Genomic DNA, 25,107 nt, shown 5'->3' with positions numbered 1-25,107 from the left:
ACCGAGAGGCCCGTCATGCCGCCGACCCTGACCACCGACCGCATCCTCGAAGCCACCGAGGACGTGCTGCGCCGCTACGGCCCCGCCAAGGCGACCGTGGTCGACGTGGCGCGGGCCCTGGGGGTCAGCCACGGCACCGTGTACCGGCACTTCGCGAGCAAGGCCGCGCTCCGCGAGGCCGTCACCCAGCGGTGGCTGGACCAGTCGCACTCCACGCTCTCCGCCGTCGCGGACGGGCCGCAGCCCGCCCCCGAGCGGCTGCGGCGCTGGCTGGCCGAGCTGTTCGCGGCCAAGCGCCGCAAGGCCGGGGGCGACCCGGAGCTGTTCGCGACGTACATGACGCTGGTGGGCGAGGCCAGCACGGTGGTCGCCCGGCACATCGAGGACATGGTCGGCCAGCTGGCCGACATCATCAGGAGCGGGCTCGCGCGCGGCGAGTTCGGCCTCCCCGGCTCGGCCGACCCCGCCCTCGCCGCCCGCGCCGTGTGGGACGCCACCGGCCGCTTCCACGACCCGGCGTACGCGGCCGAGTGGTCGCAGCCCGGCATCGACGCCGCCTTCGACGCGGTCTGCGACCTGCTGGTGGGCGGGCTCCGGCCTCAGGGCGCCCCGGAGGCTCCCTAGGGACAATGCCGCTTACTTAGCGGCTCCTCAAGTCGCTGACCAGCTGTGATGACGCTAGTGGAGCGCTCTGAGAGAGGGCAAAGTCACCGGTATTGGACCTAGTCCTGGTCCCGGTAGACCACGTCCACCGACCCGGACCCGGCCGTCGCGTCGATGACCCGCGGCGAACCGCTCTGCTCCAGCCCCGGGGCGTACTCCCGCGACCCGCTCCCGCTGCGCCCGACCACCTGGTAGCGGGACCCGGGCGGGACGCCGATCAGTACGGAGCCGGAGCCGACCTTCGCCGTCACCTTCTCCGGGGCCGCGGTGAACGCGAGGTCCAGCGAACCCGAGTTCGCCCGCACGTCGGCGGTACGGGAGGCGAGCCGGGTGCCCTGGATCGTGCCCGATCCGGTGCGGGCCCAGATGGTGCCGCCGACGTCGGCCAGGACCGTGGACCCCGAGGTGCTCGACAGGTCGAGCCGGCCGGTGGTGCCGCGTACGTCCGTGGATCCGGACGTGCCCGCGATCTGCAGCTCGGTCTCCGGCGGGACGTCGAACTCCAGCTTCACCGAGCAGCCGAGGCCGGCCATCGACCACCAGTCGGAACACCCCGCCTCCACCTTCAGGATGCCGCCGTCCCACACCTTCCTGATCTGCGGCTTCGTCGTCGACCAGGTCAGCGTCTGCCGGACGCGCACCTGGCCGGCGGGCCCGGGGCGCACCGTGACCGACGCGTTGCCCGCGTCCACCTGCAACCGCTCGACCCGTCCCCGCGGCGGCAGTTCGAGCGACTGGGTGGGCTCGGGCCGGTGCGCGCCGAAGTACGCCCAGGTCTCCACGGCCATCGGCGACACGATGAGCAGCGCGCTGAGCACCGCGACCACCAGCCAGGCCCCGCGGTGCCTGCGGAGCCCCCCGCCGCCGGCTCCCCCGGCCCCCGCGCCGCTCACGACCCTTCCAGGAAGCGCAGCACCGCGAGCACCCGGCGGTGGTCCCCGTCCGCCTGCGGCAGGTCGAGCTTGGCGAAGATGTTGTTGATGTGCTTGGCGACCGCGCTCTCGCCGACCACCAACTGCTCCGCGATCCCCACGTTGGAACGCCCCTCCGCCATCAGCGACAGCACCTCGCGCTCGCGCGGCGTCAGCCGCTCCAGCGGATCGGAGTTGCGGCGCAGCAGCAGTTGCGCGACCACCTGCGGGTCGAGCGCGGTGCCGCCGTTCGCGACGCGGCGCAGCGCGTCGATGAACTCCTCGACGTCCGCGACGCGTTGCTTGAGCAGGTAGCCGATGCCGCCGCCGTGCGCCGACAGCAGGTCGGCCGCGTACCGCTCCTCCACGAACTGCGAGAGCAGCAGGACGGCGGTGTCCGGCCACTGCCGGCGGATCATCAGGGCGGCCCGCACCCCCTCGTCGGTGTAGCCGGGCGGCATTCTCACGTCCAGCAGGGCCAGGTGCGGCCGGTGCTCGTCGACGGCGGCCAGCACCGCCTCGGCGTCGCCCACTTCGGCGGCGACCTCGAAGCCCGCGGTCTCCAGAACCTTGACCAGCCCTATCCGCAACAGGACCGAGTCCTCAGCGATCACAGCCCGCACGGCAACTCCACATCGATGATGGTCGGGCCCCCGACGGGGCTGCTGATACCGATCGCTCCGTCGACGGAGCCGACGCGCTGCGCGAGCCCGGCGAGGCCCGTACCGCCCGCCACGTCCGCGCCGCCGATCCCGTCGTCCGTGACGGTCACCCGCAGCACGTCGCCGCGCGACCGCACCGCGACGTCCACCCGCTCCGCGCGGGCGTGCTTGACCACGTTGGCGAGCGCCTCGGAGACCACGAAGTACGCGACGGCCTCGACGGTGGGCGCCGCCCGCCGCTCCAGGTCCACCTTCAGGTGCACCGGCAGCGGCGCCCGCGCGGCGACGCCGGACAGCGCGGCGTCCAGGCCCCGGTCGTCCAGGACGGCCGGGTGCAGGCCGCGCACGAGGTTGTTGAGCTCCTCGATGGCCTCCTTCGCCTCGCGGTGTGCCTCGTCGATCACCCGGCGCGCCTCGGGCGGCAGGTCCTTGAGGGTGGCGCGGGCCAGGCCGAGGTTCATCGCGAGGGAGACCAGCCGCTGCTGCGCGCCGTCGTGCAGGTCGCGCTCGATCCGGCGGCGCTCCGCGTCCGCGGCGTCCACCACGCCCGCCCGGCTCTCCGCCAGGTCCTCGACGCGGCGCCGCAGCTCCTTGGCCCGGTTGGGCCCCAGCAGCGCCGCGGCGGCCGAGGTGTCGAGCCGGGTGACGGCGGCGGCCAGCAACGGCGCGGCGAACAGCAGGACGACCCCGGCGGCGGTGACGAGCGTGTACCGCTGGGTCCACCCGGGCAGTCGATCCTCGACGGGCAGCGCCCACACCCAGGAGAAGACCAGTGTGCCGAAGATCCCCGCGACCCAGGCGCAGACCACCAGCACCGCTCCGGCCGCCGCGAGCGGGGCGGCGAGCAGGTGGTAGCCGCACTGCCGCCACGTCGCCTCCGAGCGCAGCCACTGCGCGGCGCCGCGCGGGGTGTACCAGGGGCGGGCGCGGGGCACCCGGGGGACGTTCAGCTCCAGCAGCGACCAGAACCGGCTGCGCTGGAGCGCCGTCAGCGGGCCGCACACCAGGGGCAGCGCGGGCAGCAGGATCAGCGACCGCCAGTCCGTCACGACGTCGAACACCAGCAGCGCGCCCACGCCCGCCGGCGGTACGCCCGCCGTGACGAACGCCGTGTTCCGCCATGCCCAGGCAGACCACGGGGCGTACGCGGCGGCCTGCTGGAGTGCGCGCCGCAGCGGCCCTGTCGATGCCATGGGCTCACCGTAGAGCCCCAGGTGGGGCGGTGTGCATCCCGCAGGGGTCCGCTCCGGGGGTGTAGCTGGCACCACCACAGGTCGGACCCGGGCGTTACTGACCCGCGGGGGCCCGGCGACGAGGCTTGTTCGCGTACCCGACAGCCGGGTCCGGAAGGAGTTCACCACCATGTCCGTCCTGGAGATCCCGGCCCACCGGATCCGTCCCGCCACCGAGACCGCCGCGACGTACCGCGCCGAGGTCATCGAGTTGCACGCCGTCCCGGAACCGCCGGCGAGGCCGGAGCCGCACCGTCCCAGACCGCTGGGCTACGTCCTGATCGCGCTCGGACTGGCCCTGATCCCCTGGCTGTTCGTCCTCGCGACCTCGCTCCCGGACACCGCGCAGGCGTCCCACTGGTCGGCCGCCTGGGTGGGCCTGGACGCCCTGGAGGCCGTCGGCCTGATCGGCTCCGGCGTGCTGCTGCGCCGCCGCGACCACCGCCACGGCCTCGCGGCGTCCGCCACCGCGATGCTGCTGGTCGTCGACGCCTGGTTCGACGTCACCACGGCCGCCCCCGGAGCGGATCTCGCGTCCGCGCTCCTGATGGCCGGCTGCCTCGAACTGCCGCTGGCCGCGCTGTGCGCGACCCTCGCCGTGCGGGCGTCGGGACGCGCGAACGCCGGTGCGGCCGGATGATCCGGCCGCACCGGCGTTCGCTGCGCACAGCCCGCCCGGAGGGCGGTCAGCAGCCGAGGAGACGGCCGCCCAGGTAGGACTGGATCTGGTCCAGCGACACGCGCTCCTGCTTCATGGTGTCGCGCTCGCGCACCGTCACCGCGTTGTCGTCGAGGGTGTCGAAGTCGACGGTGACGCAGAACGGCGTGCCGATCTCGTCCTGGCGGCGGTAGCGGCGGCCGATGGCGCCCGCGTCGTCGAACTCGATGTTCCAGTTCTTCCGCAGGTCGGCCGCCAGGCCCTTGGCCTTCGGCGACAGCTGCGCGTTGCGCGACAGCGGCAGCACGGCGACCTTGACCGGCGCCAGGCGCGGGTCGAGGCGCATGACCGTGCGCTTCTCCATGACGCCCTTGGCGTTGGGCGCCTCGTCCTCGTTGTACGCGTCGAGCATGAAGGCGAGCATGGCGCGGTTGACGCCCGCCGCCGGCTCGATGACGTACGGGAACCAGCGCTCGCCGGCCTCCTGGTCGAAGAACGACAGGTCCTGGCCCGAGGCCTCGGAGTGCGCCTTGAGGTCGAAGTCGGTGCGGTTGGCCACGCCTTCGAGCTCGGAGAACTCGTTGCCGCCGAAGTTGAAGCGGTACTCGATGTCAGTGGTGCGCTTCGAGTAGTGGGACAGCTTCTCCTTGGCGTGCTCGTACCAGCGCATGTTGTCCGGGTTGAGGCCCAGGCCGGTGTACCAGTTCCAGCGCTGTTCCATCCAGTACTCGTGCCACTGCTCGTCCTCGCCCGGCTTGACGAAGAACTCCATCTCCATCTGCTCGAACTCGCGGGTCCGGAAGATGAAGTTGCCGGGCGTGATCTCGTTGCGGAAGCTCTTGCCCATCTGGGCGATGCCGAACGGGGGCTTCTTCCGCGACGTGGTCTGCACCTGGGCGAAGTTGGTGAAGATGCCCTGGGCGGTCTCCGGCCGCAGGTACGCGACGGAGCCCGCGTCCTGGGTCGGGCCGAGGTGCGTCTGGAGCATGCCGGAGAACTGCTTGGGCTCGGTGAACGCGCCCTTGTTGCCGCAGTTCGGGCAGTTGATGTCGGCGAGGCCGTTGGCCGGCGGACGGTGGTGCTTGGCCTCGTACGCCTCCTCCAGGTGGTCGGCGCGGTAGCGCTTGTGACAGGAGGTGCACTCGGTCAGCGGGTCGGAGAACGTCGCGACGTGGCCGGACGCCTCCCACACCTCGCGCGCCAGGATCACCGACGAGTCGAGTCCGACAATGTCGTCGCGCGAGGTGACCATGGAGCGCCACCACTGGCGCTTGATGTTCTCCTTGAGTTCGACGCCGAGCGGCCCGTAGTCCCAGGCGGCCTTCGAGCCGCCGTAGATCTCGCTGGACGGGAATACGAAGCCTCGGCGCTTGCTCAGGCTGACGATGGTGTCGATCTTGTCGGCGGCCACGGTGCTCTCTTCAGTACGACGAAGCGGTCAGTTGCCCCAGGTTACCGGCGCGCCGGGTCCCCATATCAAATCGGTTCCGGCGGAACTCCGGGCTTCGACGGCAATTGACAATCGTTTCCACTTCAGATGAAAATGAGTGTCATGAACAAACGCTCCCGCCTCATACCCGCAGCCGTCGCCTCAGCCGCCGCCCTCGGGCTGCTCACCCTGAGCGCCTGCTCGGCCTCCGATGCCGCGGACGGTGCGGGCGGCAGCGGAAAACTCAAGGTCACGGCGTCCTTCTACCCCATGGAGTTCCTGGCGAAGGAGATCGGCGGCGAGCGTGTGGACGTGACGGCGCTCACCAAGCCCGGCGTCGAGCCGCACGACCTGGAGCTCACCCCGCGGCAGACCGCCGCCCTCGGCAAGGCCGACGTGATCGTCTACCTCAAGGGCCTGCAGCCCGCCGTCGACGAGGCCGTCAAGCAGTCCGGCGTGAAGAACACCGCCGACGCCGCCTCGCTGACCCGGCTCGAGGAGCACGGCACCGAGGTCGACGGCCACGCCCACACCACCGGCGACAACCACTCCGGCGAGGGCGAGGCCGGCGCCGATCCGCACGTCTGGCTCGACCCGGTGAAGTACGCCGAGGTCGCCAAGGGCGTCAACGCCGCGCTCACCAAGGCCGACCCGGACCACGCCGCCGCGTTCCAGAAGAACACCGACGAGCTGGTCAAGAAGCTGGACGGGCTCAACAAGGAGTTCACGGACGGCCTGCGGAACCGCGCCTCCGACACCTTCATCACCACCCACGCCGCCTTCGGCTACCTCGCCGAGCGCTACGGCCTGGTCGAGGAGGCCATCGGCGGCATCGACCCCGAGGCCGAGCCCAGCGGCGCCCGCATCAAGGCCCTGCAGCAGCTCTCCGCGAAGCACCACGTCACGACGGTCTTCTTCGAGACGCTCGCCAGCAACGCCACCGCCAAGACCCTGGCCGGCGACCTGAAGCTCAGGACCGATGTACTGGACCCCCTGGAAGGCATCACCGACAAGTCCAAGGGCGCCGACTACTTCGCCGTCCAGCGGAGCAACCTCAAGGCCCTGCAGACGGCGCTCGGCAGCAAGTGAGGACGCGATGACGGAGGCAGGCATGCAGACGGACCCGGTCATCTCCCTGCGCGGGGCGACGGCCTCGCTCGGATCCCGGCCCGTCCTGCGCGGGGTGGACCTGGCGGTCGGCCGCGGCGAGGTCGTCGCGCTGCTGGGCGCCAACGGGTCCGGCAAGTCGACGGCGGTCCGGGCCGTCGTCGGCCAGGTGCCGCTGAGCGAGGGCCGGCTCGACCTCTTCGGCACCCCGCTCAAGCGGTTCCGCGACTGGGCCAGGATCGGCTACGTCCCGCAGCGCACCACCGCCGCGAGCGGCGTGCCGGCGACCGTCCGCGAGGTGGTCTCCGCCGGGCGGCTGGCCCGTGCCCGGCTGCGGCCGCTCGGCCGCGCCGACCGCGCGGCGGTCGACCGGGCGCTGGAGCTGGTCGGCATGGCCGACCGCGCCAAGGACTCCGTCGACGCGCTCTCCGGCGGCCAGCACCAGCGGGTGCTGATCGCGCGGGCGCTGGCCGTGCGGCCGGAACTGCTGATCATGGACGAGCCGATGGCGGGGGTCGACGTCGCCAGCCAGGAGATCCTGGCCGGCACCCTGCGCGAGCAGGTCGCGGGCGGCGCCACCGTGCTGCTCGTCCTGCACGAGCTGGGGCCGCTGGAGCCGCTGATCGACCGCGCGGTGGTGCTGCGCGACGGCTGCGTCGTCCACGACGGGCCGCCGCCGCGCGCCGTCGGGCAGCACGCGCTGCCCGGCCACGACCACGTGCATCCGCACGCCGCACACGACGCCGCACCGATCAGGACAGGGCTGCTCAGCTGATGGACATCCTCGACTACGCCTTCATGCAGCGGGCCCTGATCGCGGCCGTCCTGGTCGGCATCACGGCCCCCGCCATCGGCATCTACCTCGTGCAGCGCCGCCAGGCGCTGATGGGCGACGGCATCGGCCACGTCGCGATGACCGGCGTGGGCCTCGGCTTCCTGCTGAACACCAGCCCGATCTGGATGGCCACCGCCGTCGCCGTCGTCGGCTCCGTCGCCATCGAGCTGATCCGCTGGTACGGCAGGACGCACGGAGACATCGCGCTCGCGATGCTCTTCTACGGCGGCATGGCCGGCGGCGTGATGCTGATGAGCATGTCGGACACGGGGTCCAACGCGAACCTCGTCACGTACCTCTTCGGGTCCCTGAACACCGTCTCGCCGCAGGACGTCACGACCATCTGCGTACTGGCCGCGTTCGTGGTCCTCGTCACCGTGGGGCTGCGACGGCAGCTCTTCGCCATCTGCCAGGACGAGGAGTTCGCCCGCGTCACGGGGCTGCCGGTCCGGCTGCTGAACCTGCTGGTGGCCGTCACGGCCGCCGTCACGGTCACCGTCGCGATGCGCGTCGTGGGCCTGCTGCTGGTCAGCGCCCTGATGGTGGTGCCGGTCGCGGCCGCCCAGCAGCTCTCCCGCAGCTTCGCGATGACGTTCGCGCTGGCGGTGCTGATCGGGGTGACGGTGTCACTCTCCGGAGCCGTCACGTCGTTCTACGTGGACGTTCCGTCGGGGCCGACGATCGTCCTGCTGGCCATCGCGATCTTCGTGGTGCTGGCGGTGCTGGCCGGTCCCCTGGCAAGAAAACGGGCCCGCGGTTCCGCCGCGGCGGCGGAACGGTGCACCCTGGAGGTACCCGGCGCGCGCGTCCCGCAGGACGACGTTCGGGTGCAGAGCCCGCGGCCTGACACAATGACGACCGACCGGACATCTGGACGGTGACGGTTACGACCGAGAAGGAGGCACCGGTGACGACCGCCAAGCCCCCCGTGCAGGGCCGATCGACCCGGCAGCGCGCTGCCGTCGCCGCCGCGCTCGACGAGGTCGAGGAATTCCGCAGCGCGCAGGACCTGCACGACCTCCTCAAGCACCGCGGCGACTCCGTCGGCCTCACCACCGTCTACCGCACGCTGCAGTCCCTCGCCGACGCCGGCGAGGTCGACGTGCTGCGCACCGACGACGGCGAATCGGTCTACCGCCGCTGCTCCGACGGCCACCACCACCACCTCGTCTGCCGCATGTGCGGCAAGGCCGTCGAGGTCGAGGGCCCGGCCGTCGAGAAGTGGGCCGAGGCCATCGCCGAGGACCACGGCTTCGTCAACGTCGCCCACACGGTAGAGATCTTCGGCACCTGCGCCGACTGCGCCACCGCGCAGAAGGCCTGACGCCTCAGCGGTCACCACCGGAACCGGTGGTCGGCCGCGCGTGCGCGGCGGACCCCCGGTTCCCGCGCGCTCACGCGCTCGGGGGCCGCTTGTCCGTCGGGGCCAGGTCGTTGGGGAGGGCTCCGCCGAAGCGGCGGTCTCTTGAGGCGTACTCGTGGCAGGCGCGCCAGAGGTCGCGGCGGTCGAAGTCGGGCCACAGGACGTCCTGGAAGACCATCTCGGCGTACGCCGTCTGCCAGAGCAGGAAGTTGGACGTGCGCTGCTCGCCCGAGGGGCGGATGAAGAGGTCCACGTCCGGCATGTCCGGGTAGTACAGGTACTTCGCGAAGGTCTTCTCGTTGACCTTCGCGGGGTCGAGCTTGCCCGCCTTCACGTCCGCCGCCATCGCCGCGGCCGCGTCGGCGACCTCCGCCCGGCCGCCGTAGTTGACGCAGAAGTAGAGCGTCATGGCGTCGTTGTCCTGCGTCTGCTCCTGCGCGACCTGGAGCTCCTGCACGACGGACTTCCACAGCTTGGGCATCCGGCCCACCCAGCGGATGCGGATGCCGAGCTCGTCCATCTCGTCCCGGCGGCGGCGGATGACGTCGCGGTTGAAGTTCATCAGGAAGCGCACCTCGTCGGGCGAGCGCTTCCAGTTCTCGGTGGAGAAGGCGTACAGGGAGAGGTTCTTGACGCCCAGCTCGATGCTGCCCTTGAGGACGTCGAGGACGACCGACTCGCCGACCTTGTGCCCCTCGGTACGCGGCAGGCCGCGCTCCTTCGCCCAGCGGCCGTTGCCGTCCATGACGATGGCGACGTGCTGCGGCACCAGCTCCCCCGGGATCTTCGGGGGCACCGCACCGGACGGATGCGGGTCCGGAGTCCGGTACTCCGGTCGGGAACGGCCCAGAATCCCGCGACGTGCCATGCGCGTTGCCTCTCCTACGTCTCGTACAGCTCGGTACTACTTCTCGACGAACTTCAGCGAGCGCAGCCCCCGCTCCAGGTGCCACTGCAGATAGGCCGCGACGAGCCCGCTGCCCTCCCGGCAGAAGTGCGGCTCGCAGGCGTCCGCCGTCTCCCAGTCCCCGCCCAGCAGCGCGCCGAGCAGTTCCAGGGACTCCCGTGAGGGTACGACGCTTCCCGGCACCCGGCACTCGGCGCAGACGACTCCTCCCGCTCCTACCGAAAAGAACCGGTTCGGCCCGTCCATCCCGCATTTGGCACAGTTGTCGAAGCTCGGCGCGTAGCCGTTCACCGCCAGCGAGCGCAGCAGGAAGGCGTCCAGGATCAGCCGCGGCTGGTGCTCGCCGGAGGCGAGGGTGCGCAGCCCGCCCACCAGGAGCAGGTACTGCTGGAGGGCCGGCTCGCCCTCGTGGTCGGTGAACCGTTCCGCCGTCTCCAACATCGCCGTGCCGGCGGTGTAGCGGTCGTAGTCGGCCGCGATGGCGCTACCGTACGGAGCGATCGTCTCGCCCTGCGTGCACAGCGGCAGCCCGCGCCCGACCAGCTCCCCGCCGCGCGCGAACAGCTGCACGTCGACGTGGCTGAACGGCTCCAGCCGCGCGCCGAACTTCGATTTCGTGCGGCGCACCCCCCGCGCCACCGCCCGCACCCGCCCGTGCCTGCGGGTGAGCAGCGTGATGATCCGGTCCGCCTCACCCAGCTTCTGGGTGCGCAGCACGATGCCGTCGTCGCGGAACAGACTCATACGGCCCATTGTCCCGTACCCGAAGCGGCCCCCGGCCCTCCCGGCCCGCATACGCTGCCGCGTATGTCGATCACCGCAACCGTGGCAGTACTGGCCATCGCCGTCCTGCACGTGTACATCCTGGTCCTGGAGATGTTCCTGTGGACCACTCCGCGGGGCAGGGCCGCCTTCGGCCTGACCGCCGAGTTCGCCGCCGAGACCAAGGCCTTGGCCGCGAACCAGGGGCTCTACAACGGGTTCCTCGCGGCCGGCCTGGCGTGGTCCGCGTTCGCCGCCGACCCGGTGGGCTTCCAGACCCGGATCTTCTTCCTCGTCTGCGTCGCCGTGGCCGGCGTGTACGGGGCCGCCACCGCGAGCCGCCGCATCGTCCTCGTCCAGACCGTGCCGGCCCTCGTCGCGCTGGCGCTGGTCCTGGCGGCCCACTAGGCGGCGCCCAGCGGGCGGGACCTGCCGAGCGGCGCCTACCGGGCGGCGCCTACCGGGCGGCGCGGCCGTCCGCCCGCCGGGGCGGCCCGGCGCCCGGCCGCGTCAGGACGGGGTGCCCGCCGCCTCGGCGAGCAGCCGGGCGGTGTCCCCCGCGGGCAGCGACAGGCAGCGGCCGACCGCGACCAGCACCTCGCGCTCGGCGGGCAGGTACGGCCCGTCGGCGAGGGCGATCCGCGCGCCCTGCAGCAGGATCCGCTCGCGGCCCTGGGGCGCGAGGTGGGCGGAGAGCGGCTCCAGTGCCTCGTGCAGCTCGATGGAGAGCCAGCTGCCGCACCCGTCCAGGGCGTCGGCGAACGAGTCGGGGCCGAGGACGTCGGCGGCGCCGGGGAACCGGCCCGCGTCGGCGACGATCGCCGCCAGCAGTCCGAGGAGCTGGTCCTCCGTGCAGTCGGTGAAGCCCGCCGAGCGCACCGCGCGGACGGCCTCCTCGCGCGCCGGCCGGCCGGTGGCCCCGCCGGCCGTCAGCACGGCGAGCGCGACCGTGTGCACGGCGTCGCGCAGCATCGCCGAGAAGCGGGTCGTCGTGAGGTGGTCGAGCGTCTCGGCGCCGAAGTGCCCGTGGCAGCCGCTGCATTCGATGACGGTTCCGGCCGGCCCGCGGGTCAGCACGGGAACGTTGAGCACGGTCAGGCGCCGCGTGCCGCTGCGCCGGTGGTAGGCGCGGTCGCCCCCGCAGTCGGGGCAGAAGAACTCGCCGTCGTCCTCGGTGTGCCACGCGGTGCGCACACCCCAGAAGCACAGCCCTCGCAGCTGAACCACGTTGCACCCTCCGGCGATTCGTCCCGGTACGCACCGGTCCGGCACGCACATGTGCGTAACGCCTCGGCAACGGTGCCGTTACTGCTGCCGTGATGTTAGCCACACCAGTGACGCCCAGTCAGTACCGCGTAAGGGGGGATTTCCGGATCGGCCGCGTCCGTACCGCGTCGTAGCAGGTCACGGCGGGTGGGCCCGCGAAGAGGATTGACGCGATCCCGCCGTCGGCCGGCCCCGGCGGCCGGGCGGTCCGGGACGGGGGATTCCGCACGGATTCACGGTGTTTCGCCGCTCGCGGTGCCGCTCTCCCCCGACGCGGCAACGGCCGCGGCGAGCCCCCTGGGGGCCGCCGCGGCCGTTGCCGTCACCGCTCGTCCGCCCGCCGGCCGGCCGGCTCGGCGGCGGATGCGATCACCCGAAGGCGGTAGTCAGCGAGCCGCCCGGTTGACGGCCGAGACGACCGCCTTCAGCGAGGCGCGCGTGGTGTTCGGGTCGATGCCGATGCCCCACAGCACCTTGCCGTCGATCGCGCACTCGATGTACGACGCCGCCTGGGCGCTCGCGCCCTCGCTCAGCGTGTGCTCGGTGTAGTCCAGCAGCCGCGCGTCGATGCCGACCGAGTGCAGCGCGTCGAAGAACGCCGAGATCGGGCCGTTGCCGCGTCCGGTGAGCACCGTCGTGACGCCGTCGACGACGGCCTCCACGGTCAGCGCGTCGCCGCCGTCGGTCGTGGTCTCGGCCTGCGCGGAGCGCAGCTCGATGCGGCCCCAGGCGTTCTCCGCCGTCGGCAGGTACTCGTCGCGGAACGCGGCCCAGATCTCGGCCGGCGTGATCTCGCCGCCCACGTCGTCGGTCCGGGTCTGAATGATCTTGGAGAACTCGATCTGCATCCGGCGCGGCAGGTCCAGCTTGTGGTCGTTCTTCAGGACGTACGCGATCCCGCCCTTGCCGGACTGCGAGTTGACCCGGATGACGGCCTCGTAGGAGCGGCCGACGTCCTTCGGGTCGATCGGCAGGTACGGCACCGCCCACGGGATCTCGTCGACGGTCTTGCCGGCGGTGGCCGCGTCGGCCTCCATCGCCTCGAAGCCCTTCTTGATGGCGTCCTGGTGGGAGCCGGAGAAGGACGTGTAGACCAGGTCGCCCGCGTACGGGTGGCGCGGGTGGATCTCCATCTGGTTGCAGTACTCGGCGGTGCGGCGGATCTCGTCGATCTGCGAGAAGTCGATCTCCGGGTCGACGCCCTGGCTGAACAGGTTCATGCCCAGGGTGACCAGGTCGACGTTGCCGGTGCGCTCGCCCTGCCCGAACAGGCAGCCCTCGATGCGGTCCGCCCCCGCCATGATCGCCAGCTCGGCGGCGGCCACCGCGGTGCCGCGGTCGTTGTGCGGGTGCACGGACAGGCAGATGTTCTCGCGGCGCGACAGGTTGCGCGACATCCACTCGAAGCGGTCGGCGTGCGTGCTGGCGGCGGAGCGCTCGACGGTCGCCGGCAGGTTCAGGATGATCTCGCGGCCGGCCTCCGGCTGCCAGACGTCCATGACGCCCTCGCAGACCTCCAGGGCGAAGTCCAGCTCGGTGTCGGTGAAGATCTCCGGGCTGTACTGGTAGCCGAAGACGGTGTCCGAGCCCAGGATCTTGTCCGCGTACTCCATCACCAGCCGGGTGCCGTCCACTGCGATGGCCTTGACCTGCTCCTTCGAGCCGCGGAAGACCACCCTGCGGAAGACCGGCGCGGTCGCGTTGTACAGGTGCACGGTGGCCTGGGGGGCGCCGACCAGCGACTCGACGGTCCGCTCGATCAGCTCCTCGCGGGCCTGCGTCAGGACGGAGATCGTCACGTCCTCGGGGATCGCGCCCTCTTCGATGATGGAGCGCACGAAGGCGAAGTCGGTCTCGCCGGATGACGGAAAACCGACCTCGATCTCCTTGTAGCCCATCTTCACCAGCAGTTCGAACATCGCCCGCTTGCGCGCCGGGGACATCGGGTCGATCAGCGCCTGGTTGCCGTCCCGCAGGTCCGTGGACAGCCAGCGCGGCGCCTTGGTGATCCGGGCGTTCGGCCACGTGCGGTCCGGGATGTCGACGGCGTCGTAGGGCGCGTACTTGTGGATCGGCATCGCCGTGGGGCGCTGGCGCACGCTCGCCGCGGTGATGGGCGTGGGGCGGCCTACGGAATTCACGGGGTTCTGGGACATCTGCGGTGGGCTCCTCATGGGTCCGGCTCCAGTACGGCCGACGGCGATGCGCACGCCTGAACTCCGCGGGGAGGGGGTCGGCCTACGACTACAGGCCCTCGCCGCGGCAGCTAAGGAGAAGCAGCCCGAAACGCATGATGTGGACGACCATAGCCGAGCCCGCTCGAATATCGCACTCGAACCGTGCTCCCTCTCAGTATGCAAGACGAGTGGTTCTGTCCAGTAAAACCATGATCTTCCGTCCCTTTTCAGTAATCATCGTCGCAAGCAGTGACAGCGCTGGGACCACGTGCCACATTGCGGCCATGGACGCGACACCTACTTTCTGCACGATCATTCCTCCGCATGTCCTCGACAAGATGGCCACATCTGAGGACCGCGCGCTCTCCGATCTCGCCCGGGCCACACTGGAGCGGGACGCCTTCGAGCGCACCCACCGCCGGCTGACCACCGTCATCGGCGCACCCTCCATCGCCGGAGCGGTCGCCTCCGACAAGCCCAAGCGGACGATCTACGACGCCAAGCACGGGACGACCCTGCCCGGCCGCAAGGTCCGCGGCGAGGGCGACAAGGAGAGCAAGGACCAGACCGTCAACCGGGCGAGCAACGCTCTCGGCGCCACCTTCGAGCTCTACCTGAAGGCGTTCCAGCGGCATTCGATCGACGACCAGGGCCTGCCCCTGAACGCGACCGTCCACTTCAGCCAGCGGTACAACAACGCCTTCTGGAACGGCGAGCAGATGGTGTTCGGCGACGGGGACGGCGACATCTTCCTGGACTTCACGCTGCCGATCGACGTGATCGGCCACGAGCTGACGCACGGCGTGACCCAGTACACGGCCAACCTCACGTACTTCGGCCAGCCGGGCGCGCTCAACGAGTCGATGTCCGACGTCTTCGGCTCGCTCGTCAAGCAGCACTCCCTGCAGCAGACCGCCGACCAGGCGGACTGGCTGATCGGCGCCGGGCTGCTCGGGCCGAACATCCACGGCGACGCGCTGCGCTCGATGAAGGCCCCGGGCACCGCCTACGACGACCCGAAGCTGGGCAAGGACCCGCAGCCCGCCACGATGGACCACTACGTGACGACCGGCCGGGACAACGGCGGCGTGCACATCAACTCCGGCATCCCGAACCATGCCTTCTACCTGGTGGCCGAGGCCCTCGGCGGGTATGCATGGGAGCAGGCCGGGCAGATCTGGTACGACGTGCTCACGGGCGGGCAGATCTCCCCGCAGGCGTCGTTCGCCGACTTCGCCCGGCTGACCGTCTCCGCCGCCCACACGCGGTACGGGGACGGCGAGGCGCACCAGGCCGTCCTGAAGGCGTGGTCGCAGGTCGGCGTTCCGACGTCGACGAATGGCGCGGACCTCCCGCGTCAGGCCGGGCAGCCGGAGGGCGCGTCGGGCCAGCAGGGCTGAGGAGCGCAGTGCGCATAGAAGTGATCCGTTCCGGCGGCTTCGCCGGAATCGAGCGTCGGGCCGAGCTGGACACCGCAGGCCGGCCCGACGCCGCCCATCTGCACGCAGTGGCCCGTGCGACCGTCGAGCAGGCGCGTGCCGCGCCCCAGCACGGGGTGCCGGACGGTTTCCACTACGAGATCACCGTCGACGGCCGGACCGTGCACTGCGCGGACCCGAACCTGACGGAGGCGCAGCGCGACCTGATCCAGACGGTGCTCAAGGAAGGCGCGTGACGGGCGGCCTCCGGCGCGGAAACGCTGGAGGCCGCCCGCCGCCGCGGAACGGGCGGGCGTCGGAACGGCCGCGCGCCGGAGCAGGCCGCGGTCAGAACCCGAGCTTGCGCAGCTGCTTCGGGTCGCGCTGCCAGTCCTTGGCGATCTTCACATGCAGATCGAGGAAGACCGGCGTGCCGAGCAGCGCCTCGATGTGCTTGCGGGACTTGGTGCCGACGTCCTTGAGGCGGGCGCCCTTGGGGCCGATGATGATGCCCTTCTGGCTGGACCGCTCGATGTAGATGTTGGCGTGGATGTCGAGCAGCGGCTTGTCCTTCGGCCGGTCCTCGCGCGGGATCATCTCCTCGACGACGACCGCGATGGAGTGCGGCAGCTCGTCCCGCACGCCTTCGAGCGCGGCCTCGCGGATCAGCTCCGCCACCATGATCTGCTCGGGCTCGTCGGTGAGGTCGCCGTCCGCGTAGAGCTGCGGGCCCTCCGGGAGCAGCGGGATGATCAGGTCGGCGAGCAGACCGACCTGGACGTCCCCGACGGCCGAGACCGGGATGATCTCCGCCCACTCGATGCCCAGCTCGCGGCCGAGCTCCGAGATCGCGAGCAGCTGCTCGCGCAGCACCTTGTCGTCGACCAGGTCCGTCTTGGTGACGATGGCGATCTTGGGGGTCTTGCGGACCCCCGCGAGCTCCTTGGCGATGTACTTGTCACCGGGGCCGAGCTTCTGGTCGGCCGGCACGCAGAAGCCGATCACGTCGACCTCGGCCCACGTCGAGCGGACCACGTCGTTGAGCCGCTCGCCCAGCAGCGTGCGCGGCTTGTGCAGACCAGGGGTATCGACCAGGATCAGCTGCGCGTCCGGGCGGTGCACGATGCCGCGCACCGTGTGCCGGGTGGTCTGCGGCCGGCTCGAGGTGATGGCGACCTTGATGCCGACGAGAGCGTTCGTGAGGGTCGACTTGCCCGCGTTGGGACGGCCGACGAAACAGGCGAAGCCGGACCGGTGGACGGCCTCGGAGGACTGGGGACTGGCGCTCATGCGGCCCATTCTCCCCGATCGCGGCGGGCCCGGCTCACACCGGCACCCGTGAGAGCGCGTGGCGACCGGATCCGCGGCGGGCCGCACGGGCGGGCGGGTGGCCGCGTGTGCGGTCGCACGGTCGGGTGTGCGGCCGCGTGTGCTGCCGCACGCACGGCCGCGGGTGCGGTCGGATGTGAGGCGCCGGTAACTCCGCAGCAACACGAAACACGGCGGAAACACGTCTGCCCACTGCCGGAAACGGCCGCCGGTGAGGCTCGTGGGCGACCACCGCCGCACACCACCCCCCGCCGCCCCGGGAAGGGAAGCCCTCGTGCCGTACCTGTCGGCCGGAATCGACTCCGGTGACACCGCCTGGCTGCTCGCCGCCACCGCCCTCGTCCTGCTGATGACGCCGGGCCTGGCGCTCTTCTACGGCGGCATGGTCCGCACGAAGAGCGTCCTGAACATGCTCATGATGAGCTTCGTGTCGATCGCCCTCGTGACGGTGGTCTGGCTGGTCGCGGGGTACTCGCTCGCCTTCGGCCCGGACGCCGGCGGCCTCGGCCTGATCGGCGGCCTGGACCACCTGGGCATGCACGGCATCGGCCCGACGAGCGTCACCGGCCACGTCCCGACGCTGCTGTTCGCCACGTTCCAGCTGACCTTCGCCGTCGTCACCGCCGCACTGATCAGCGGCGCCATCGCCGACCGCGCGAAGTTCGGCGCCTGGGTCGTCTTCGTGCTCGCCTGGACACTGCTCGTATACGTCCCGGTGGCCCACTGGGTCTTCGGCACCGGCGGCTGGATCGTGGCGAAGCTGGGCGCCCTGGACTTCGCGGGCGGCACCGTCGTCGAGATCTGCTCCGGCGCCTCGGGGCTGGCCCTGGCGCTGGTCCTCGGCCCGCGCCTCGGCTTCCGCAAGGAGGCCATGCGCCCGCACAACCTCCCGCTGGTGGTGCTCGGCGCCGGGCTGCTCTGGTTCGGCTGGTTCGGCTTCAACGCCGGCTCGGCGCTCGGCGCCAACGGCCTGGCCGCCGCCGCGTTCCTCAACACCCAGGTCGCGGGCTGCGCGGGCCTGCTCGGCTGGCTCGTCGTGGAGAAGCGCCGCGACGGCCACGCCACGACGCTGGGCGCCGCGTCCGGCGCGGTGGCCGGGCTGGTCGCGATCACCCCGGCCTGCGGCTCGGTGGACCTGATGGGGGCGCTGGTCGTCGGCCTGGCCGCCGGCGTGCTCTGCTCGTTCGCCGTCAGCTGGAAGTTCCGGCTCGGCTACGACGACTCCCTCGACGTGGTCGGCGTGCACCTCATCGGCGGCATCACCGGCACCCTGCTCATCGGCCTCTTCGCGACCGCCACCATGACCTCGGGGCCCGAGGGCCTGCTCTACGGCGGCGGCCTCGGCCAGCTCGGCAAGCAGGCCGCCGCGGTGCTGGTCGTCGGGGCGTACGCGTTCACCGTCACGTACGGGATCGGCAAGGCCATCGACCGGCTGATGGGCTTCCGGGTCTCCCCCGAGGACGAACTCACCGGCCTGGACCTGACCGTGCACGCGGAGTCGGCATACGATCACGGCGTCGTCTCGCAGGGCGCGCCCCATGTGCACGCCTCGGCTCTCGCCCAGGCGCTCGCCCACGCCAAGAACAGGAGCTCCGCCGAATGAAGCTGGTCACCGGCGTCATCAAGCCGTTCAAGCTGGACGAGGTGAAGGCGGCGCTCCTGGAGCTGGGCGTCCACGGCCTCACCGTCACCGAGGCCAGCGGCTACGGGCGCCAGCGCGGCCACACCGAGGTCTACCGGGGCGCGGAGTACCGCGTCGACCTCGTACCGAAGGTGCGCCTGGAGGTCCTGGTGGAGGACGCCGACGCCGAGGCCGTCATCGAAGCGGTCGTCAACGCCGCCCGCACGGGCAAGATCGGCGACGGCAAGGTCTGGTCGGTCCCGGTCGAGACGGCCGTACGGGTCCGCACCGGCGAGCGCGGACCCGACGCGCTCTGATCCCCTGACCCGCCGGGGCCGCGGTCGGCGCGGCCGAGGAGATGGCGGGGGTTCCTGGACGGTCCCTCGCTAGCCCGCCTGGACGGTGACGCGCAGCGTCCCGTCCGGGCCCGCGAGGTGCACCGGCGTCCCCGGCCCGCCGAGGTCCCGGACCGCGGCCCGGTCCGCGTCGGCCGGCGTCTCGGCGGCGGTCACGACGGCCGCCGCCTCCAACGACTGCGCCCCGCTGGCGACCGCCATCGCGACGGCGGTCTGCAGCGCGCTGAGCTGCAGCGACTCCAGCGCGACGGTCCCGGCGACATACGTACGCCCGGTCTCGTCCCGCACGGCCGCACCCTCGGCCACGCCGTTGCGCGCGCGGGCCGACCGCGCCAGGGTGATGATCTTCAGGTCCTCGGGCCCCAGCGGGGTCGCATCGCTCATACCGGGAGCATAGAGCGCGGGAAACGGCGGCGGCGTTCGCGGGGGCGGGGCCGTCCCGAGGGGCGGCGCGCCCCCCGGGGGCGTCCTCCGACCGGCGGACGGCCCGCGGCTCAGCCCGCGACCGGCCGCATCGTGTCCCGGCGCCCCTGCGGTGACGTCAGCCGCTCCAGCTTCGCCGCGGTGTCCGTGTCCGGGAGCGGGTTGTGCATCACGATGGTCAGGTCCGGGCGGGCCGGCAGCCGCAGCTGGGTGCTCTCGAAGTGCAGCGACCCGACCGTGGGATGCGCGATCTCCTTGAGCGTCTGCCCGCTGGCCTGCACGTCCCCGCGCGCCCAGAGCTCCGCGAACTCCGGGCAGGTGGACGCCAGTTCCTCGACCACCGTGCGGAACCCCTCGTCGTCGGGGCGCTCGGAGGCCGTCGCCCGGTACTGGGCGACGACGGTCGCGGCCAGCTCCGCGCGGTCGACGGTGCCGCCGAGGTACAGCGGGCTGGTGAAGAAGGCGACCAGGCAGTTGGTGTCGTCCTTCGTGAAGCCGAAGGTCAGCCCGGCCGACTCGTTGAAGGCGACGATGTTCCAGTACGCGTCCATGACGTGGGCGGGGAACGGCATCCAGGCGTCGATCAGGCGGTGCAGCCCGTCGCAGAAGTCGGTGTCGGGGACGGCCTCCGGCAGCGGCGGGTTGAGCCCGGCCAGCCCGTACAGATGGCGCCGCTCGGCGCCGTTCAGCTTCAGCACCCGCGCCACCGCGTCCAGCACCTGCGGCGAGACGGTGATCTCGCGCCCCTGCTCCAGCCACTGGTACCAGGACACCCCGACCCCGGCGAGGACCGCGACCTCCTCACGGCGCAGCCCCGGCGTGCGGCGGCGGGCACCGCCGTCCGGCAGTCCGGCCTCGGCGGGGCTGATCCGGGCCCTGCGGGCCATCAGGAAGTCGCGCAACTCCTGACGGCGGTACGACTTGGCAGAAGGTGTCGACCTGGCTGAGTTCTCCACTCCCGCTCCCCCTGGCTGGTGGTCCGGCCACCAGCATAAGCACGGGCTCCCCACCCCAACGAGATCAGCCCGAGGGTTGGGACATGGCGACACAGACCCCCTCCGCAACAGCCCCGGCTGCCCTCCCCGGGCCGACGCCCGAGCCGGCGCCGGGCACCGGCAAGCTCACCACCCGCGCCAAACTCGTGCTGTTCGTGCTGTGCGCGGCCCAGTTCATGGTCGCGCTCGACTTCTCCATCCTGAACGTCTCCCTGCCGGTGCTCGGCAAGGACCTCGGCATGACGCAGGCCAACCTGCAGTGGGCCGTCACCGCGTTCGCGCTGCCGTCCGGCGGCTTCCTGCTGCTCTTCGGGCGGATCGCGGACCTGTTCGGACGGCGCAAGCTCTTCCTGACGGGGCTGGCCGTCTTCACCGCCGCCTCCGTCCTGGCGACCCTGGCCTGGGACCCGGCCTCCTTCCTCGCCGCCCGCGCCGTCCAGGGGCTGGGAGCGGCCGTCATCGTGCCGACCGGCATGTCCCTGCTCACCACCACGTTCCCCGAGGGCCCGCAGCGCGACCGCGCGCTCGGCATCAGCGGCACGCTGCTGTCGCTGGGCTTCACCATCGGCGTCGTCCTGGGCGGCGTCTTCACCGACACCTTCGGCTGGCGCTCGACCATGGGCATCCTCGCCGTCGCCGGCGTCATCGTGCTGGCCGCGGCCCCCGGCCTGCTGACCGAGTCCCGGCACCCCCAGCGCCCCCGCATCGACATCCCCGGCGCCGTCACCGTCACCGGCGGCCTGCTGGCCCTGATCTACGCCCTGACCACGGCGGCGCAGCAGGGCTTCGGACGGGCCGACGTCGCCACCTCGCTCGCGGCGGGGATCGCGCTGCTCGTCGGCTTCGTCGTCGTCGAGTCCCGCGCGGCCGAACCGCTGGTCTCCCTGCAGATGCTGCGCAAGCGGACCGTGGCGTGGGGCAACCTCGCGGGGATCACCACGTTCGCGATGATGAGCACCGTCGTCTTCCTGCTCACCCTGTACCTCCAGGAGATCCGCGGCCTGTCGGCGTTCAGGACCGGCCTGGTCTTCGGCGTGCAGGGAGTCGCCGCCGCACTCACGGGCATGACCGCCTCCCGCGTGATCGGCCGCTTCGGCACCCGCACCGTCCTGATCGGCGGCCTGCTCCTGCAGTCCGCACTGACCGCGGCGCTCCTCCTCCTGGGCACCGGCCCGTCCGGCACCTGGATCGCCCTGATCGCCGTCACCGTGGCCTGCGTCGGCCACCTCTGGGTGATCGTCTCCTACGGCATCACGGCCACCTCCGGCCTCCCCGACCACGAACAGGGCCTGGCCACCGGCCTGGTGACCAGCTCCCAGCAGCTCGGCCTCACCATAGGCATCCCCCTCCTGAGCGCCCTGGCCTCCAGCCGCACCCACCTCCTGGACGGCATCCACCTCGCCCTGGCCGCGGACGCGGCGATCCTGCTGGCGGTGGCGGTGCTGGTAGCGATCGGCCTGCGGCGGACTTACGCGGGCACCCGGTAGGCGGCCGGGGTCAGCCGCGCGGCATGGGGCCCGGTTCCCAGGAGAGCTGGGCGCGGAGCGTGCCGTGCAGGAGGTCCGCGTCGACCAGTCGGCGGTCCGGCCGGGGCGCGCAGCGCCAGCTCAGGGGCCAGGTGGCGCCGGTGAGGGCCGGGATGCCGACGTAGGCGTCCCGGCCGTCCGACCCCAGGCGCGTCACACCGGGCGGCCACCTGCGCCCCGCGCAACTCCCCGCGGCGACCAGGAAGTACATCCACCGCCCGCCGGCCGACTCCCCGACCACCGGCCCCGGCTCCCCGTTCGTCAGCGCTTCGAGACGCGTCGCCAGCTCCTCCCCCGCCCCCGGCCCGACCCGCACGGCGTCGAAGAAGACACCCACCTTGCGCAGCCGGTGCCCGGAGACCGGCACCCATGGGGAAAAGATGCTCGCGTGATTACTTTCTGTATTCATACCTCCACTCTCGGCAAGCATGGCTAGCCTGAACAGGACCGGAGCCTCGACAGGGCCCGGGTGGGGGTTGGGGGTCGACTCCCCTGGAGACACGTGGAATCGAGCTGACGAGTGTGGGGTGGCGGAGATGGGTCAAAACGCTGGATCTTCGGGGACCGCGCGGTACTTCGCCGAGCTATTGCGATCGTTCCGCAAGTCCCGCGGGCTCACACAGGCACAGCTGGGCGAGCGGATTCACGTCTCCGACTCCTACGTCAGCGCCATCGAGACGTGCGAGCGGATCCCGTCGCCCGAGTTCATCGCGGCGGCTGACGAGGCTCTGGAGGCGGGCGGCCTTCTGGCGCTCGCTACTGAGCATCTGGCGAATGACCGCTACCCAGCCTTCTTCAAGGACTTCGCGAAGTTAGAGGCGGAAGCGCTGAGCGTTTCGTCCTACAGCACGCACATGCTGAACGGGCTGCTGCAGACCGAGGACTACGCGCGGGCCGTAATCACATCACGGTTCCCACCGCTGGAGGACGAGGAGGTCGACCGACTGGTCGAGGCACGCATCGCGCGGCGGTCGCTGTTCACTCGGAAACCGGTGACGTTATTCAGTTTTGTAATCGAGACCGCCGTCCTGGAGAGGCAGTACGGCAGCAGCGAGGTCATGCACGAACTACTTGACCACCTCCTACGCTGTGCGGCCATGCGAAACGTCGTCGTGCAGCTCATCCCGTCCAACCGCGGTGAGCACGCGGGCGTAGATGGCACCGTGAAGCTGATCGAGACTCCGGAGCACAAGCATCTGGCGTATCTGGAGATGCAGGAGCGCAGTCTTCTGATCGCCGACCCGGACGAGGTCGCCCGCTACTCCCAGCGTTATGCGATGATCCGAACGCAGGCCCTCGGGATCGAGGAATCCGCAGCTCTGATCAAGCAGTTGGCGGGAGAGCTATGAAGGACCTTGTCTGGTTCAAATCCAGTCGCAGCGGTGGCAGCGGCGGCGACTGCATAGAGATCGCCTACGACTGGCGCAAGTCCACCCACTCCGGCAGCAACGGCGGCGACTGCGTCGAGGTGGCCATCCACCCCACCACCGTCCACATCCGCGACTCCAAGGACCCGCAGGGTCCGGCCCTCGCCGTTCCCGCCGCCTCCTGGGCCTCCTTCGTCGCCTTCGCGGCCGCTCAGCGCAGCTGAACCCGCTGAACCCGCCGAACCCGCCCTACTCGCCGCTTCCGCCCGCCGTCCCCGACGCCCCTTCCGCCTCCTCCGCCGTTGCCCCGATCGGCTCCACCAGGACCGTGCCGATGCGGTTGCGGCGGCCGGCCTGGGTTTCGGCGGTGAGGCGGAGGGCGGTGGGTTGGGCGGGGGTGTGGGAGCCGTCCTGGGGGAGTTCCACGAAGGCGGAGGCGCCGGGGATGGGGACGCGGCCCAGCGACTTGGCGAGCAGGCCGCCGACCGTCTCGACGTCGTCGTCGTCGAGTTCGCAGCCGTACAGGTCGCCGAGGTCGCCGATGTCCAGGCGGGCGGTGACGCGGTAGGAGCCGCCGCCGAGGTCTTCGACGGGCTGGACCTCGCGGTCGTACTCGTCGGTGATCTCGCCGACGATCTCCTCGAGGATGTCCTCGATGGTGACGATCCCGGCCGTGCCGCCGTACTCGTCGATCGCGACGGCGACGTGGTTGCGCTCCTGCTGCATCTCGCGCAGCAGGTCGCCCGCGTTCTTGGTGTCCGGGACGAAGGTGGCGGGCCGCATGACGGACGAGACGAGGTCGTTCTCGGCGTCGCGGTTGATGTGCACGCGGCGGGCGAGGTCCTTGAGGTAGACGACGCCGACGATGTCGTCCTCGCTCTCGCCGGTGACCGGGATGCGGGAGAAGCCGCTGCGCAGCGCGAGGGTCATCGCCTGCCGGATGGTCTTGAAGCGCTCGATCATCACCAGGTCGGTGCGGGGCACCATCACCTCGCGGACGATGGTGTCGCCGAGCTCGAAGACGGAGTGCACCATGCGGCGCTCGTCGTCCTCGATGAGGGACTCGGACTCGGCGAGGTCGACCATCGCGCGCAGTTCGGCCTCACTCGCGAACGGGCCGCGCTTGAAGCCCTTGCCGGGCGTCAGCGCGTTGCCGAGGAGGATCAGCAGGCCGGGGACGGGTCCCATGATGCGGGCGAGCGGCAGCAGGACGTAGGACGCGGCCGTGGCCGTGTTCAGCGGGTGCTGGCGGCCGATGGTGCGCGGTGAGACGCCGACGGCGACATAGCTGACCAGCACCATGATGCCGATGGCGACGCCGAGCACCTGCCACGTGGTGTCGAAGTGCCGGTCGCAGACGACCGTCACCAGGACGGCGGCCGCCATCTCGCAGCCGACCCGGACGAGCAGGGCCACGTTGAGGTAGCGGGTGGGGTCGGAGGCGACGGCCATGAGCTTGTCGGCGCCGCGCCGGCCGGTGCGGACGGACTCCTCGGCGCGGAAGCGCGAGGTGCGGGCGATACCGGCTTCGGCGCAGGCGGCGAGCCAGGCGACGACGACCAGCAGTACGGCGGAGAGGACCATCGCCGTCAGTGGGTGGTGGTCGGGGCCGGGGAGGGGCCCTCGATGCCGCGCTCGGCGCGCCAGCCGTCGAGGATGGCCTTCTGGAGGCCGAACATCTCGGCCTTCTGGTCGGCTTCCTCATGGTCGTAACCGAGCAGGTGCAGCACCCCGTGGACGGTGAGGAGCTGGAGCTCCTCGTCCATGGAGTGCTGCGTCTCCGCTTCCTCGCCCTGCTTCTTCGCCACTTCCGGGCAGAGCACGATGTCGCCGAGCAGGCCCTGCGGGGGTTCCTCGTCGTCCTTCCCGGGGCGCAGCTCGTCCATCGGGAAGGACATGACGTCGGTCGGACCGGGGAGGTCCATCCACTGGATGTGCAGCTGCTCCATGGCGGCCGCGTCCACCACGATCACCGACAGTTCGGCGAGCGGGTGGATCCGCATGCGCTGGAGGGCGTAGCGGGCGATCTCGAGGACCGCCTGCTCGTCGATCTCCCAGCCTGACTCGTTGTTGACGTCGATCGCCATGGTGCGGTGCGGC

The 25,107-nt window shown here is 71.4% G+C and carries 28 protein-coding genes; 14 read left to right on the top strand and 14 right to left on the bottom strand.

The features are described 5' to 3' along the window. The first annotated feature begins 15 nt into the window (after positions 1-15). A complete protein-coding gene (locus tag ABZ721_RS09915) occupies positions 16-624 on the top strand; it encodes a TetR family transcriptional regulator (protein WP_358788106.1) in 609 nt (202 codons plus the stop codon). Between the two features lie 98 nt (positions 625-722). Here ABZ721_RS09915 and ABZ721_RS09910 read toward each other — a convergent pair whose 3' ends face one another. Genes ABZ721_RS09910 through ABZ721_RS09900 form a run of 3 tightly spaced genes read right to left on the bottom strand, consistent with a single transcriptional unit; the run spans position 723 to position 3,429 of the window. Then, positions 723-1,556, bottom strand: coding sequence for a hypothetical protein (locus ABZ721_RS09910; protein ID WP_358788105.1), 834 nt, complete (start codon positions 1,554-1,556; stop codon positions 723-725). Then, positions 1,553-2,197: a response regulator transcription factor gene (locus tag ABZ721_RS09905; protein WP_358788104.1), complete on the bottom strand. Its 645-nt coding sequence runs from the start codon at positions 2,195-2,197 to the stop codon at positions 1,553-1,555. Before ABZ721_RS09905 ends, ABZ721_RS09910 begins: the two co-directional genes overlap by 4 nt. Then, positions 2,185-3,429 carry a histidine kinase gene (locus ABZ721_RS09900; RefSeq protein ID WP_358788103.1) on the bottom strand — a complete coding sequence of 415 codons (1,245 nt, stop codon included), beginning with the start codon at positions 3,427-3,429 and terminating at the stop codon, positions 2,185-2,187. The genes ABZ721_RS09905 and ABZ721_RS09900 overlap by 13 nt, the downstream gene beginning before the upstream one ends. 169 nt (positions 3,430-3,598) lie before the next feature. Between ABZ721_RS09900 and ABZ721_RS09895 the strand changes: the two genes are divergently transcribed. Continuing rightward, positions 3,599-4,108 carry a hypothetical protein gene (locus ABZ721_RS09895; protein ID WP_358788102.1) on the top strand — a complete coding sequence of 170 codons (510 nt, stop codon included), beginning with the start codon at positions 3,599-3,601 and terminating at the stop codon, positions 4,106-4,108. Between the two features lie 46 nt (positions 4,109-4,154). On the opposite strand, the gene ABZ721_RS09890 is transcribed toward ABZ721_RS09895, so the two are convergent. Further along, entirely contained in the window at positions 4,155-5,537 is a 1,383-nt protein-coding gene (locus tag ABZ721_RS09890; RefSeq protein ID WP_358788101.1) for a glycine--tRNA ligase, read from the bottom strand. Between the two features lie 141 nt (positions 5,538-5,678). On the opposite strand from ABZ721_RS09890, the gene ABZ721_RS09885 reads away from it, so the two are divergent. Genes ABZ721_RS09885 through ABZ721_RS09870 form a run of 4 tightly spaced genes read left to right on the top strand, consistent with a single transcriptional unit; the run spans position 5,679 to position 8,821 of the window. Next, complete coding sequence (locus ABZ721_RS09885; RefSeq protein WP_358788100.1) at positions 5,679-6,644, top strand: metal ABC transporter substrate-binding protein; 966 nt, start codon at positions 5,679-5,681, stop codon at positions 6,642-6,644. 22 nt (positions 6,645-6,666) lie between these two features. After that, on the top strand, positions 6,667-7,437 hold the full coding sequence (locus ABZ721_RS09880) for a metal ABC transporter ATP-binding protein (RefSeq protein WP_358788099.1): 771 nt from the start codon (positions 6,667-6,669) through the stop codon (positions 7,435-7,437). Continuing rightward, complete coding sequence (locus ABZ721_RS09875; RefSeq protein WP_358788098.1) at positions 7,437-8,378, top strand: metal ABC transporter permease; 942 nt, start codon at positions 7,437-7,439, stop codon at positions 8,376-8,378. Before ABZ721_RS09880 ends, ABZ721_RS09875 begins: the two co-directional genes overlap by 1 nt. Positions 8,379-8,404: 26 nt before the next feature. Further along, on the top strand, positions 8,405-8,821 hold the full coding sequence (locus ABZ721_RS09870) for a transcriptional repressor (RefSeq protein WP_358788097.1): 417 nt from the start codon (positions 8,405-8,407) through the stop codon (positions 8,819-8,821). A gap of 70 nt (positions 8,822-8,891) precedes the next feature. Here the strand turns inward: ABZ721_RS09870 and ABZ721_RS09865 are convergent, their stop codons facing one another. Then, a complete protein-coding gene (locus ABZ721_RS09865) occupies positions 8,892-9,728 on the bottom strand; it encodes an isoprenyl transferase (RefSeq protein WP_358788096.1) in 837 nt (278 codons plus the stop codon). A 36-nt stretch (positions 9,729-9,764) separates the two neighbouring features. Continuing rightward, entirely contained in the window at positions 9,765-10,511 is a 747-nt protein-coding gene (recO, locus tag ABZ721_RS09860; RefSeq protein WP_358788095.1) for a DNA repair protein RecO, read from the bottom strand. Between the two features lie 63 nt (positions 10,512-10,574). Between recO and ABZ721_RS09855 the strand changes: the two genes are divergently transcribed. Next, the gene (locus tag ABZ721_RS09855) at positions 10,575-10,937 is read left to right on the top strand and encodes a DUF1304 domain-containing protein (protein ID WP_358788094.1); all 363 of its coding nucleotides are present in this window, start codon (positions 10,575-10,577) and stop codon (positions 10,935-10,937) included. Positions 10,938-11,039: 102 nt separating this feature from the next. On the opposite strand, the gene ABZ721_RS09850 is transcribed toward ABZ721_RS09855, so the two are convergent. Beyond that, entirely contained in the window at positions 11,040-11,756 is a 717-nt protein-coding gene (locus ABZ721_RS09850; RefSeq protein WP_358788093.1) for a TerB family tellurite resistance protein, read from the bottom strand. Positions 11,757-12,181: 425 nt separating this feature from the next. Then, positions 12,182-13,969: a 2-isopropylmalate synthase gene (leuA, locus tag ABZ721_RS09845; protein ID WP_358788092.1), complete on the bottom strand. Its 1,788-nt coding sequence runs from the start codon at positions 13,967-13,969 to the stop codon at positions 12,182-12,184. A gap of 287 nt (positions 13,970-14,256) precedes the next feature. On the opposite strand from leuA, the gene ABZ721_RS09840 reads away from it, so the two are divergent. Together ABZ721_RS09840 and ABZ721_RS09835 are read left to right on the top strand one after the other, a co-directional pair. Next, positions 14,257-15,372, top strand: coding sequence for a M4 family metallopeptidase (locus ABZ721_RS09840; protein ID WP_358788091.1), 1,116 nt, complete (start codon positions 14,257-14,259; stop codon positions 15,370-15,372). Between the two features lie 8 nt (positions 15,373-15,380). Further along, entirely contained in the window at positions 15,381-15,647 is a 267-nt protein-coding gene (locus ABZ721_RS09835; protein ID WP_358788090.1) for a protealysin inhibitor emfourin, read from the top strand. 91 nt (positions 15,648-15,738) lie between these two features. On the opposite strand, the gene era is transcribed toward ABZ721_RS09835, so the two are convergent. After that, complete coding sequence (gene era, locus ABZ721_RS09830; protein WP_277438172.1) at positions 15,739-16,689, bottom strand: GTPase Era; 951 nt, start codon at positions 16,687-16,689, stop codon at positions 15,739-15,741. A gap of 304 nt (positions 16,690-16,993) precedes the next feature. Between era and ABZ721_RS09825 the strand changes: the two genes are divergently transcribed. Next, positions 16,994-18,322, top strand: coding sequence for an ammonium transporter (locus tag ABZ721_RS09825; protein ID WP_358788089.1), 1,329 nt, complete (start codon positions 16,994-16,996; stop codon positions 18,320-18,322). Next, on the top strand, positions 18,319-18,657 hold the full coding sequence (locus ABZ721_RS09820; protein WP_358788088.1) for a P-II family nitrogen regulator: 339 nt from the start codon (positions 18,319-18,321) through the stop codon (positions 18,655-18,657). Before ABZ721_RS09825 ends, ABZ721_RS09820 begins: the two co-directional genes overlap by 4 nt. A 69-nt stretch (positions 18,658-18,726) precedes the next feature. On the opposite strand, the gene ABZ721_RS09815 is transcribed toward ABZ721_RS09820, so the two are convergent. Then, positions 18,727-19,080 (bottom strand): cytidine deaminase, encoded by a 354-nt coding sequence (locus ABZ721_RS09815; protein ID WP_358788087.1) that lies wholly within the window; start codon positions 19,078-19,080, stop codon positions 18,727-18,729. A gap of 110 nt (positions 19,081-19,190) precedes the next feature. Further along, a complete protein-coding gene (locus ABZ721_RS09810) occupies positions 19,191-20,006 on the bottom strand; it encodes a helix-turn-helix transcriptional regulator (protein ID WP_358788183.1) in 816 nt (271 codons plus the stop codon). 152 nt (positions 20,007-20,158) lie between these two features. Between ABZ721_RS09810 and ABZ721_RS09805 the strand changes: the two genes are divergently transcribed. Further along, positions 20,159-21,601: an MFS transporter gene (locus ABZ721_RS09805; protein WP_358788086.1), complete on the top strand. Its 1,443-nt coding sequence runs from the start codon at positions 20,159-20,161 to the stop codon at positions 21,599-21,601. Positions 21,602-21,611: 10 nt separating this feature from the next. Here the strand turns inward: ABZ721_RS09805 and ABZ721_RS09800 are convergent, their stop codons facing one another. Next, complete coding sequence (locus ABZ721_RS09800) at positions 21,612-22,049, bottom strand: hypothetical protein (protein ID WP_358788085.1); 438 nt, start codon at positions 22,047-22,049, stop codon at positions 21,612-21,614. 127 nt (positions 22,050-22,176) lie between these two features. Between ABZ721_RS09800 and ABZ721_RS09795 the strand changes: the two genes are divergently transcribed. Both ABZ721_RS09795 and ABZ721_RS09790 read left to right on the top strand, forming a co-directional pair. Further along, the gene (locus ABZ721_RS09795; protein ID WP_358788182.1) at positions 22,177-22,989 is read left to right on the top strand and encodes a helix-turn-helix transcriptional regulator; all 813 of its coding nucleotides are present in this window, start codon (positions 22,177-22,179) and stop codon (positions 22,987-22,989) included. Beyond that, positions 22,986-23,231 (top strand): DUF397 domain-containing protein, encoded by a 246-nt coding sequence (locus ABZ721_RS09790; RefSeq protein ID WP_358788084.1) that lies wholly within the window; start codon positions 22,986-22,988, stop codon positions 23,229-23,231. The genes ABZ721_RS09795 and ABZ721_RS09790 overlap by 4 nt, the downstream gene beginning before the upstream one ends. A 25-nt stretch (positions 23,232-23,256) precedes the next feature. Here ABZ721_RS09790 and ABZ721_RS09785 read toward each other — a convergent pair whose 3' ends face one another. After that, on the bottom strand, positions 23,257-24,591 hold the full coding sequence (locus tag ABZ721_RS09785; RefSeq protein WP_358788083.1) for a hemolysin family protein: 1,335 nt from the start codon (positions 24,589-24,591) through the stop codon (positions 23,257-23,259). 5 nt (positions 24,592-24,596) lie between these two features. Then, complete coding sequence (ybeY, locus tag ABZ721_RS09780; protein ID WP_277438179.1) at positions 24,597-25,094, bottom strand: rRNA maturation RNase YbeY; 498 nt, start codon at positions 25,092-25,094, stop codon at positions 24,597-24,599. Between the last annotated feature and the right edge of the window lie 13 nt (positions 25,095-25,107).

It is taken from the genome of Streptomyces sp. NPDC006733 (assembly GCF_040636125.1).
Classification (GTDB): Bacteria; Actinomycetota; Actinomycetes; order Streptomycetales; family Streptomycetaceae; genus Actinacidiphila.
The sequence above is the reverse complement of the archived record's forward strand: the minus strand, read 5'-3'. Positions and strand labels throughout refer to the sequence as shown.